A 10419-nucleotide genomic window follows, 5' to 3' on the forward strand; every position below is an offset into this window, starting at 1 on the left:
ACATTGCAGGCTCACTCCGTTACCCCACGTCAGGACCGACCCCCATGAACCGATCTCTCATTACCCCGTTTATTCTGTTGGCCATCGCCAGCAGCGCCCACGCGCAATCCACCGAGCAGCGCAGCAACCTCAGTGACCAGCAGGGAGTCGCCGTCACCATTTACAACGAGAACCTGGCCCTGGTGAAAGACCAGCGCCGCCTGCAGATCAAACCCGGCACATCCAGCCTGGCGTTTCGTGATGTCAGTGCGCGGATGCGCCCCGAGACTGCCCTGCTGCGCAGCACCACGGCGCCCGGCAGCCTGACGGTACTGGAGCAAAACTTCGACTTTGATCTGCTCACCCCGCAAAAGTTGCTGGAAAAATACGTGGGCCGCAATGTCCAGATCATCCGCACCAACCCCGCCACGGGCGCCGAGACCACCGAGCAGGCTCAGGTGTTGTCAGCGAATAACGGCGTGGTGCTGCAAATCGGTTCGCGCATTGAGACCGGCATTCCCGGGCGCATTGTCTATGGCGATGTGCCGCCCAACCTGCGTGACCGCCCAACGCTGGTCATGGCGCTGGACAACACCGGTGCTGCGCAACAAGATGTGGAACTGAGCTACCTTACCAGCGGCCTGGCCTGGAAGGCAGACTACGTGGTGGAGCTCAACGCCACCGAAGACAAGCTCGACATCTCCGGCTGGGTCACACTGACCAACACCAGTGGCGCCACGTACCGCAACGCCAAATTGCAATTGGTGGCGGGTGACGTTAACCAGGTCGCGCCGCGCATGGAAAACCGTGTCTTGATGGCGGCGCCTTCGCCCACCATGGCCAGGGCACCCAAAGCGATGGAAGAGGAATCCTTGTTCGAATACCATCTCTACACCCTGGGCCGCCCCACCACCATTGCCGAGAACCAGACCAAGCAGGTGTCACTTTTGGCGGCCAGCGGCGTGCCAGCCCGCAAAGAACTGCTTCTGCGTGGCAACGAGTACTACTACCAAAGCAGCTATGGCGACCTGGGTAAAAAAATGAAGGTGGCCGTTTTTGTTGAATTTGACAACAAGGAAAGCGACCATCTGGGTATGCCTTTGCCCAAGGGCATCATCCGCGTCTACAAAAGAGACAAGGCGGGTAACGCCCAGTTCATTGGTGAAGACCGGGTCGACCACACCCCCAAGAACGAAAAAGTGCGTCTGAAGCTGGGCGACGCGTTTGACGTGACGGCCGACAAGAAGCAGACTGACTTCAAGAAAGTCGGTGGCGACGGCAAGTTCAGTAACCAGTTCGAAAGCGCATTTGAGTTGGTACTGAAAAACGCCAAGAAAGAGGCCGTGACTGTCACCGTGCAAGAACCGATGCCCGGCGACTGGCAGGTGCTCTCCAGCAGCCTCCCCTACACCAAGGGCGCCAGCAACACCGCTGTGTGGAAGGTGCAAGTACCCGCCGAAGGCAACACCACCCTGACTTACCGTAGCCTGGTGCGCTACTAAAAACGCCAAGCGCAATCTCAGCGGGTCGGCACGGCTGCATTTCGCGCCGCCGTCCTGGCGTTTCGCACTACGGTAGTTCCAAATCGTCGCTTGGCGGTTTTCTGCGGGGGTTTGTGGCGGCACATTAGCGCCATTACCAACCACTCCACGAGATTCACCATGTTGTTGCACATTCTGTCGAGCACCCCCAAATGGGTTTTTGTTTTGTTTGCCGCCCTGCTGTGGCTAGGGCTTCAACAAATGCAACCGCGCCAGGTCAGCCTGAACCGGGCCACCCTACTGCCCCTGCCCATGGCGGGTCTGTCGCTGTTGGGCGTGGCCAGTGCGTTTGGCAACCTGCCCGTGGCCCTACTGGTCTGGCTGGCTGGCACGGCCCTGGCCTTTGCTGCCGCACTACAACTGCAATCCAGCGCGCGCATCCACTATGACGCCACCAACCGGCGCTTTCACCTGCCCGGCAGCGTCGTGCCGCTGGCCCTGTTCATGGGTATCTTTATCACCAAATATGCGGTGGGTGTGAGCATTGGCATCCAAGCCAGCCTGGCCCATGACGGCACTTTTGCCCTGACCGTGAGCACCCTGTACGGCGCCTTCAGCGGCATCTTCCTGGCGCGTGCCGCCCGCCTTTGGCGCTTGGCACTGCAACAGGCCAACGCCTTGCAAACCGCCTGAAGCATACAGCGCGCCCCTAAAATCGCTGGCACTATGCCCCAAAACCAGACCATGAGCCCCGACGAGATCGACCGACTGGCGCGCAAGCGCGCCGGGGCCAAGCTGGGCTGGTACGTGCATGCAATGGTTTATGTGGTGGTCAACCTGTTTATATTTTCCATATCGCAATACGGCTTTGGCCATCGCCCCTGGTCCATCATGCCGCTGCTGGGTTGGGGCCTGGGTCTGGCGCTGCACGGCATCTCGGTCTGGCTGCTGGGCGCCGGTGGCAATGTGCGTGAACGCATGGTGCAAACTGAACGCGAACGCTTGCAGCGCGAGCAAGACCGGCGCAACGGATCATGAAAATCGACTGGATCGATAAACTGCGGCGCGGGCTGCAGACCATTGCGTTTTGCCTGGCCATTGCCAGCATCCAATACGCCTTTCGCCCCGACCACCCGTTTGAGCCGCCGCTGGTGTATTCGCTGTGTATTGGCATTTGCACCTGGTCGTTTATAGACTTTGGCTCACAACTGTTTCCATCCGCCCAAATTTCTGGCTGGCCCACGGGACTGGCAGGAAAGCTGTTGCCTGTAGCCGGCATTGCGTTGGGATATTTGGTGGGCACCAGTCTGGCTGACTGGTATTTTGGCTGGTCCAGTTTTGCCAATGCATCGCGCCAACAATTGATTTTGTCGGGCCTGATTTCGGCCATTGTGGGGGTAGTCGTCACCTACTACTTCTTCACCCAGGGCAAAAATACCCTGCTGGAAAAGCAAATCGGCGAAGCCACCCGCCTTGCCACCGATGCCCGCCTCAAGCTGCTGGAAACCCAGCTGGAGCCCCACATGCTGTTCAACACCCTGGCCAACCTGCGGGTGTTGATTGGAGTGGACCCCCAGCGCGCACAAGACATGCTGGACCGCATGGTGGCTTACCTGCGCGCCACGTTGGCAGCCTCGCGCGCCAGCAACCATCCGCTGGAACGCGAGTTTGACCGGCTGCGCGATTACCTGGAGCTGATGTCCGTGCGCATGGGCCCCCGCATGCGCTACACGCTGGACCTGCCCGCCGATCTGGCCAATCTCAATGTACCCGCCCTGCTGTTGCAACCCCTGGTGGAAAACAGCATCAAGCACGGTCTGGAGCCCAAGCTCGAAGGCGGCAGCATCACCGTGCGGGCGCAGCGCGACGGCAGCACACTGACCTTGTTGGTGAGCGACACCGGCGTGGGCTTTGACGCGCAGACTGCATTGACCGACGGTTTTGGCTTGGTCCAGGTGCGCGAACGCCTGACCGCTGCCTATGGCGAAAAAGGCTCGGTGGAGCGCAATTCCACCCCTGGCCAAGGCACCACCGTACTGCTGCACCTGCCCACCAACACAAACACTGCCTGATCGATGCAAGCCGCCACCGCCCTGATTGCCGAAGACGAACCCCTGCTGGCGCAAGCCCTGCAAGCCGAACTGGCCCGCGCCTGGCCCACACTGACTGTGCTAGCCACGGTGGGCGACGGCGCCTCAGCGGTGCGGCAAGCCTTGGCACTGCAACCCGATGTGCTGTTTTTTGACATTCGCATGCCCGGCCAAACCGGGCTGGACGCCGCCGTTGAACTGGCCGAGCGCTGGCCCACGGAAGGTACGCAGGAACGCCCCTTTCCTGCCCTGGTGTTTGTAACCGCCTACGACGAATACGCCGTGCAGGCCTTTGAAGCCCAGGCGGTGGACTACCTGCTCAAGCCCGTGCAACCCCAGCGGCTCCAAAAGACAGTAGAAAAACTGGCGCTAGCCCTCGCCAAACCTACACAACACGCTATTAATTTTGAAGCAACCCTGGGTCAGTTGCGCGGTCTGCTGGCCGGGCCGGCAACAGCGCCCAAACCGCCTTTGCAAGTGATTCAGGCCAGCGTGGGCAGCACCATCCGCATGGTGCCGGTTGACGAGGTGTTGTGTTTTGAGGCAGCCGACAAATACGTGCGCGTACTCACCGCCGAGCGCGAATACCTGATCCGCACCCCGCTCAAGGAGCTGCAGGACCAACTGGACACCGCGGTGTTCTGGCAGATCCACCGTGGCACCATCGTGCGCGCGCTGGCCATCGATGCGGTCTCCCGCGACGAAGCCGGTAAGGCCTTTGTGGCGTTGCGCGGGCTGAAAGAGAAGTTTGTGGTGAGCCGGCTTTACACCCACCTGTTCAAAGCCATGTGACAACGCGCAGATGGCGCCAAACTCCCTGTATTACGTTATGTAATGAGACATTAGCCATTTGAATAATTTGCGCAAATTGGTAGCATCCCTATGCCTCGTTGCGGGCAGATGCGCTATCGTGTATGCAGTGGCACTTTGTGTCCACATCTTCTTTTTACTGGAGAATTTATGCGTTTGAAGCTTACTATCGTCGCGGCCGCTGCCGTTGCTCTGTCTTCTGGCCTTGCCTTCGCGCAAGAGGTTGTCACCATCGCCCACGTTGGTCCTACCAGCGGTGCTATTGCCCACCTGGGCAAGGACAATGAAAACGGCGCCAAGATGGCCGTCGAAGAACTGAACGCACAAGGCGTCGTGATCGCTGGCAAGAAGGTCACCATTAAGCTGATGACAGAAGACGATGCAGCCGATCCAAAGCAAGGCACCGCAGTTGCACAAAAGCTGGCTGATGCCAAGGTTTCTGGCGTGATCGGTCACCTGAATTCCGGCACCACCATTCCTGCTTCCAAGATTTACAGCGACGCTGGCATCCCCCAAGTGTCCCCCTCCGCTACCAACCCCAAGTACACACGCCAAGGCTTCAAGACCGCCTTCCGTCTGGTGGCTGACGACACACAACTGGGTGGCACACTGGGCCGCTACGCTGTGAAAGAACTCAAGGGTAAGGCTTTTGCTGTGATCGACGACCGTACCGCTTACGGCCAAGGCGTGGCACAAGAGTTCAAGAAAGCCGTGGAAGCCGCTGGCGGCACCGTGGTGGCCAACGAATTCACCACCGACAAGTCGACCGACTTCAACTCCATCTTGACCACCATCAAGGGCAAGAAGGCTGACGTCGTGTTCTTCGGCGGTATGGACGCCGTTGCCGGCCCCATGCTGCGCCAGATGAAGTCCCTGGGCATCAACGCCAAGTTTATGGGTGGCGACGGCATCTGCTCCACCGAACTGGTGAAGCTGGCTGGCGACGCAGTGACCGACAACCAAGTGTATTGCGCAGAAGCCGGCGGTGTTGAAGGCAAGCAAAAAGCGGGCATGGAAGCTTTCCGCGCCAAGTTCAAAGCCAAGTTTGGTACCGAAGTGCAAGTGTATGCACCCTACGTCTATGACGGCGTGAAGCTGATGGTGGCTGCCATGGAAAAGGCCGGTTCTTCTGACCCAGCCAAGTACCTGCCTACGCTGGCTGCTACCAAGGACTACCATGGCGTGACCGGCGACATCACCTTTGACAACAAGGGCGACATCCTGAACGGCGCTTTGACCCTGAAGACCATCCGTGGCGGCAAGCTGGTTGAGCTGGCTGTTATTCGCTAATCACCCCACTTTGCAGGCAACCCAAAAACGGGTTGCCCCGCAGAAACAAAAAACGCGCCAACCCGGCGCGTTTTTTTTATGCCCAACGAAATTAGCGTGGCCGCAGCCCTTCTGGCACCCAGCGGCTCAAGCGGGCGTTGATAGCCGCCTCGTTGTGCTGCCACTTCACGCCCAGCCACACCACACCCAGGCCCAAGACCGTGAGCGCAAACGGAAACAACAGGCTGTCCTGAAACACCCGGTGCGACAAATAACCCAAGTACCCCGCCACCCCCAGCGCACCAAATATCGTGAACACACGCCGCCCAATGGCCGCACCCAGCAGCACCAGGCCCACATTGAGTACTGCATACATCAACTTGCCCAACTCGTTACTGGAATCACGCAGACTCAACCCACCCCAAAACATAATGGCGCCAAAAATATAGAGCCAAAAGGCAAAGTCCTGCCGCCATTCAGTCGATTGCGACAGGCGCGTGCGCATATCCACCCACATGGCCATGGCGCAGGTTCCCAAGCCGAACACCAGCGACACATCGCGCACAAACTTGTAGTCCCAACCCTCGTTTTGCATCAGGCCATTGGCCACATCCATGCTCAAGTACCACAGCGTGATCGCCACCGGCATCACCATAAACGGCAACTTGTAGCGCCACAGCATCACCGCCGCCGCAGCCAACGTGCCGAACTCCAGCGTCTGCCAACGCCAGTCAATGTGCGTGTGGTACTGGGCAAATGATTTGCTGCCGCCCTCGGGCCACAGGCCCAGCAGATGCTGCACGCACCACAACGCCAATGGCACTAGCACCACCGCCAGCGTGGCCAGCAAACCCGCAGGCACCGGCAACGCCTTGGCCTTGAAATGGTCCGCCACCTTCAGGCAGGCATAGCCATAAGCCAGCGCAATGGCCAGCAGCCCACCCGCACCCATGGCCTGAAAGCCCAGCGTCATGAATAGCGACATGGCCCCAATGGCCACCAAGCCGCCAAAGTAATACAGCACGTTCACAAAACCAAAACGTGGCCCCTGTGCAATGGCCGCACCCACAACGCTGGCCGGTGTGGCCACAACGGCATCTGACAGAAGGGCGCACCGGGCACCCCAACGCGCCCACAGCGCTTGGGCCTGCGCCGTGGTGATGATGCCAACTTGGGCGGCATCCTGCACATCCTGTTCATGCAGCGCAATGCTGCGGGCCGCCACGCCGGTGGCGGGCTGCGGAGTGGTGTGTTGAAAATCGGCTTGTGTCATACACCCATATTACCCAAGCTACACCCTAAAATCACCTGTATGAGCAACCCCATCCCCGCCAATAACGCCCCCGAAACTCCCAAGACCAGCAATTTCCTGCGCCAGATCATCGAAAAAGACCTGGCCGAAGGCACCTACGCCACCCGCCGCTGGGCTGGTAGCCCCGGCGATGCCGCGCACCACGCTGCAGGCGCACCAGACCCCGCCAAAATCCGCACCCGCTTTCCGCCCGAGCCCAACGGCTACCTGCACATCGGCCACGCCAAAAGCATCTGCATCAACTTTGGCCTGGCGCGCGACTACGGCGGCGTGTGCCACCTGCGCTTTGACGACACCAACCCCGAAAAAGAAGACACCGAGTACGTGAACAGCATCATCGACGCGGTGAAGTGGCTGGGCTTTGACTGGAGCCAACCCGGCAACGACAAGCCCTACCAGGCCAGCGACTACTTCGACTTTATGTACCGCGCTGCCGTGCATTTGATCGAAACCGGCTACGCCTATGTAGACGAGCAAACAGCAGAGCAAATGCGCATCAACCGGGGCGACTTTGGCAAGCCCGGTATCGACAGCCCGTTTAGAGGCCGCACCCCCGCAGAGAACCTGGCCCGCTTTACCGACATGCGCGATGGCAAGTTTGAGGACGGCAGCATGGTGCTGCGCGCCAAGCTCGACATGGCCAGCCCCAACATCAACCTGCGCGACCCGGCCATCTACCGCATACGCCGCGCCACGCACCACAACACGGGTGACACCTGGTGCATCTACCCCATGTACGCCTATGCGCACCCCATTGAGGACGCGCTAGAGCAAATCACCCACAGCTTTTGCACGCTGGAGTTTGAAGACCAGCGCCCCTGGTACGACTGGCTGCTGCAGCGCCTGATAGAAGGCGGCCTGCTCAGCGCCCCGCCCCCGCGCCAGACCGAATTTGCGCGGCTGAACCTCACCTATGTCATCACCAGCAAACGCAAGCTGGCGCAACTGGTGTACGACCACAAGGTCAACGGCTGGGACGACCCCCGCATGCCCACCATCGTCGGCCTGCGCCGCCGGGGCTACACGCCCGAGAGCATTCAGCTATTTGCCGAACGCATTGGCGTCACCAAGTCTGACAGCTGGATCGACTACAGCACCCTGGAAGGTTGCCTGCGCGAAGACCTGGAAGCCAAAGCCCACCGTGGCATGGCCGTGCTGAACCCGGTGAAGCTGATCATGACTAACTGGGACGACGTGATGGGCGCCGGCCACCTGGAGCCCTGCACCCAACCCGCCCTGCCCCACGTGGCCGAAGGCACCGAGCCACCGCCCCCACGCCACTTCACCATCGGCAAAGAGGTGTGGATCGACCGCGAAGATTTTGAAGAAGTGCCACCCAAGGGCTACAAGCGCCTGTTCCCCGGCAACAAAGTGCGCCTAAAGGGCGGCTATGTGATCGAGTGCACCGGCTGCATCAAAGACATTGACGGCGTCATCACCGACGTGCTGGCCACCGTAGTGCCCGACACCAAGAGCGGCACCCCCGGCAGCGAGACGGTGAAGGTCAAAGCCGCCATCACCTGGGTGGGCGTGGCCGATGGCCAACCCGCCGAAGTGCGCATGTACGACCGCCTGTTTAGCGACGCCCAGCCGGATGCGGGTGGCAAAGACTTTATTGAGAGCTTGAACCCGAACAGCTTGAAGGTGGTGACTGCGATTGTTGAGCCGTCATTGGCCAATGCGCTGCCCGACCAGAAGTTTCAGTTTGAGCGGCACGGGTACTTTGTGGCGGATCGGGTGGATCACGTCACGGGTAGCAAGCCGGTGTTTAACTTGGCGGTGGGGTTGAAGGATTCGTGGGGGAAGTAAATTAGCCTCTGTGTCAAAAATGAATTAGTCGGAGCAAATATGAAAATTAGGCGAATGCTCGTAGAGCAACTCAATCAACGGATAACCGCTGAAATTTTTTTCAATGACTCGCTGAATATCATCACCGGCTCAAACGGATCAGGGAAGACCACTTTCTTAAAGGCTTGTTGGTACCTCTATAGTGGAAATATTGGAAACGCACTACGCGAAATCACCTTTAGGAGAATGGAAATTGAGACTGATCAGTTGACCTTGACAGTCACTTGCAGCGATCCTGCATCCAATGATCCCGAGTTCTCAATTTCTCTCAAAATCCACGTTAAATTGAAATTCGAAAATGAGGACCTTCTAAAGGCGGCCAAAGAACCTCTCATCGGAACATGGGATCAAATCAAAGAGTATTTGTGGAGATATAGGTTTTTAATTGCTCTCAATCATGAATCTCTGTTCTTCCCAACTTTCCGCCGCGTTGAAGGGGGTTTTTTGCTTGACAACAAGAACGAAAGAACCGTTCGAACCAAGAGAACGGGACTTGCAGGTGATGTCGACAATGACGATGAACTCACCAGAGCCCTACGGGCGACTTCGAATGCCCTTACAGAATTCGACAACAAATTTGTTTGTTCAATGTCGACCACTGATGTTGAACGACTTGTCTCAGAAACCAAAGCAAAAATGGATTCGATGCAGAAAGAGGAGTACGAGGTATTAGCAGAGGCAATATCGAAAGACATTAGACAGTGGAAAATCTCGGGCGAAGCCGATGATACCGGTGCCGAATACTTGAGAGGCATTCTCAAAAATGTAACAAATGTCGAAGATGACGCGCGACCGCATTGTCGAACCGATGCGCAAATTGAACTCAGAACTCTCCCAGTACTTCCCAAATAGATTAATTAAGATCAACGAACTTAAGCTAGGCGATGGCAAAGAAAGCATCGAAGCGGCATCATTGTCTGCAGGTGAAAAACAACTACTTAGTTTTCTTTGTTATGCGGCTTTTTATGACAACTATGTATTCATGGTTGACGAGCCCGAGTTGAGTCTGCACCTTGACTGGCAAAGGAAGCTAATTTCATCGTTAACGTCGCTTGGCGAGAGTCATCAATATTTCTTTGTCACGCACTCTCCTGCCATATACACAAAGTTTGCCGATTACGAGATTTCGTTCGACAAGTACCTTACTTAACTTTTCATAAGTTTTGTATGGCGACCTTACGATATACAACCGAAGAGTTAATTGAATCACTCAAACGAACGAGATTCAAAACAATTGTCGTTGAAGGTGGTGATGACATTGAAATATTGCGCGATATCGAATCAAAGCTTTCGCTGCATTGTGGCTCTGTGAATTTCGTCCACGCTGGTGACAAAACATCTGTGCTGCGTATTTGGGAAGAAAAAGAGTCTTTCCCTCACGAGACTATTGGATTTCTTGCAGACTCTGACCTTTGGTTGTTCAATTCTGAGCGGAAGAACTATCCGAAAGTCGTCTTTACGCATGGGTATTCAATCGAAAACGTCTGCATTCAGTCCCCAAGTGTTACGGATTTTGCCGGCGCAAGAATACCAACGCCGACAAGTTGGACGGCAGCGATTGTCAGCCTAATAGATTGGTTCTCTGCGGAAGCAGCGTTTCACCTTGATGGACAAAATCCTATCTTTAACG

The 10419-nt window shown here is 57.3% G+C and carries 11 protein-coding genes; 10 read left to right on the forward strand and 1 reads right to left on the reverse strand.

What is annotated here, in order from left to right:
* Positions 1 to 44 precede the first annotated feature (44 nt).
* From IPI80_RS07455 to IPI80_RS07480, 6 genes are all read left to right on the forward strand, one after another.
* Positions 45 to 1481: a DUF4139 domain-containing protein gene (locus tag IPI80_RS07455; protein ID WP_413858659.1), complete on the forward strand. Its 1437-nt coding sequence runs from the start codon at positions 45 to 47 to the stop codon at positions 1479 to 1481.
* A gap of 159 nt (positions 1482 to 1640) precedes the next feature.
* Complete coding sequence (locus IPI80_RS07460; protein WP_413858661.1) at positions 1641 to 2153, forward strand: DUF6622 family protein; 513 nt, start codon at positions 1641 to 1643, stop codon at positions 2151 to 2153.
* A 33-nt stretch (positions 2154 to 2186) separates the two neighbouring features.
* A complete protein-coding gene (locus IPI80_RS07465; RefSeq protein WP_413858663.1) occupies positions 2187 to 2498 on the forward strand; it encodes a 2TM domain-containing protein in 312 nt (103 codons plus the stop codon).
* The gene (locus IPI80_RS07470) at positions 2495 to 3532 is read left to right on the forward strand and encodes a sensor histidine kinase (protein ID WP_413858665.1); all 1038 of its coding nucleotides are present in this window, start codon (positions 2495 to 2497) and stop codon (positions 3530 to 3532) included. Before IPI80_RS07465 ends, IPI80_RS07470 begins: the two co-directional genes overlap by 4 nt.
* A 3-nt stretch (positions 3533 to 3535) precedes the next feature.
* A complete protein-coding gene (locus IPI80_RS07475; protein WP_413858667.1) occupies positions 3536 to 4342 on the forward strand; it encodes a LytR/AlgR family response regulator transcription factor in 807 nt (268 codons plus the stop codon).
* A 168-nt stretch (positions 4343 to 4510) separates the two neighbouring features.
* Complete coding sequence (locus IPI80_RS07480; RefSeq protein WP_413858669.1) at positions 4511 to 5650, forward strand: branched-chain amino acid ABC transporter substrate-binding protein; 1140 nt, start codon at positions 4511 to 4513, stop codon at positions 5648 to 5650.
* Positions 5651 to 5741: 91 nt separating this feature from the next.
* Here the strand turns inward: IPI80_RS07480 and IPI80_RS07485 are convergent, their stop codons facing one another.
* Entirely contained in the window at positions 5742 to 6902 is a 1161-nt protein-coding gene (locus IPI80_RS07485) for a DUF2157 domain-containing protein (protein ID WP_413858671.1), read from the reverse strand.
* 39 nt (positions 6903 to 6941) lie between these two features.
* On the opposite strand from IPI80_RS07485, the gene IPI80_RS07490 reads away from it, so the two are divergent.
* The 4 genes from IPI80_RS07490 to IPI80_RS07505 all read left to right on the forward strand — a co-directional run.
* Positions 6942 to 8750, forward strand: a complete 1809-nt coding sequence (locus tag IPI80_RS07490) for a glutamine--tRNA ligase/YqeY domain fusion protein (protein ID WP_413858673.1) — start codon at positions 6942 to 6944, stop codon at positions 8748 to 8750.
* A gap of 39 nt (positions 8751 to 8789) precedes the next feature.
* A complete protein-coding gene (locus IPI80_RS07495) occupies positions 8790 to 9641 on the forward strand; it encodes an AAA family ATPase (RefSeq protein ID WP_413858675.1) in 852 nt (283 codons plus the stop codon).
* On the forward strand, positions 9598 to 9939 hold the full coding sequence (locus IPI80_RS07500) for an AAA family ATPase (RefSeq protein ID WP_413858677.1): 342 nt from the start codon (positions 9598 to 9600) through the stop codon (positions 9937 to 9939). The genes IPI80_RS07495 and IPI80_RS07500 overlap by 44 nt, the downstream gene beginning before the upstream one ends.
* 17 nt (positions 9940 to 9956) lie before the next feature.
* Positions 9957 to 10419, forward strand: a 463-nt coding sequence (locus IPI80_RS07505; protein WP_413858679.1) for a hypothetical protein, incomplete at its 3' end; no start/stop codon positions are given.

This window comes from Candidatus Aalborgicola defluviihabitans (genome assembly GCF_016705985.1).
GTDB lineage: Bacteria > Pseudomonadota > Gammaproteobacteria > Burkholderiales > Burkholderiaceae_C > Allorhodoferax > Allorhodoferax defluviihabitans.

Bases quoted from the DNA above. Each gene is read 5' to 3' on its own strand.
- IPI80_RS07455 (WP_413858659.1), top strand. From the start codon at position 45: ATGAACCGATCTCTCATTACCCCGTTTATTCTGTTGGCCATCGCCAGC.
- IPI80_RS07460 (WP_413858661.1), top strand. From the start codon at position 1,641: ATGTTGTTGCACATTCTGTCGAGCACCCCCAAATGGGTTTTTGTTTTG.
- IPI80_RS07465 (WP_413858663.1), top strand. From the start codon at position 2,187: ATGCCCCAAAACCAGACCATGAGCCCCGACGAGATCGACCGACTGGCG.
- IPI80_RS07470 (WP_413858665.1), top strand. From the start codon at position 2,495: ATGAAAATCGACTGGATCGATAAACTGCGGCGCGGGCTGCAGACCATT.
- IPI80_RS07475 (WP_413858667.1), top strand. From the start codon at position 3,536: ATGCAAGCCGCCACCGCCCTGATTGCCGAAGACGAACCCCTGCTGGCG.
- IPI80_RS07480 (WP_413858669.1), top strand. From the start codon at position 4,511: ATGCGTTTGAAGCTTACTATCGTCGCGGCCGCTGCCGTTGCTCTGTCT.
- IPI80_RS07485 (WP_413858671.1), bottom strand. From the start codon at position 6,902: ATGACACAAGCCGATTTTCAACACACCACTCCGCAGCCCGCCACCGGC.
- IPI80_RS07490 (WP_413858673.1), top strand. From the start codon at position 6,942: ATGAGCAACCCCATCCCCGCCAATAACGCCCCCGAAACTCCCAAGACC.
- IPI80_RS07495 (WP_413858675.1), top strand. From the start codon at position 8,790: ATGAAAATTAGGCGAATGCTCGTAGAGCAACTCAATCAACGGATAACC.
- IPI80_RS07500 (WP_413858677.1), top strand. From the start codon at position 9,598: ATGCGCAAATTGAACTCAGAACTCTCCCAGTACTTCCCAAATAGATTA.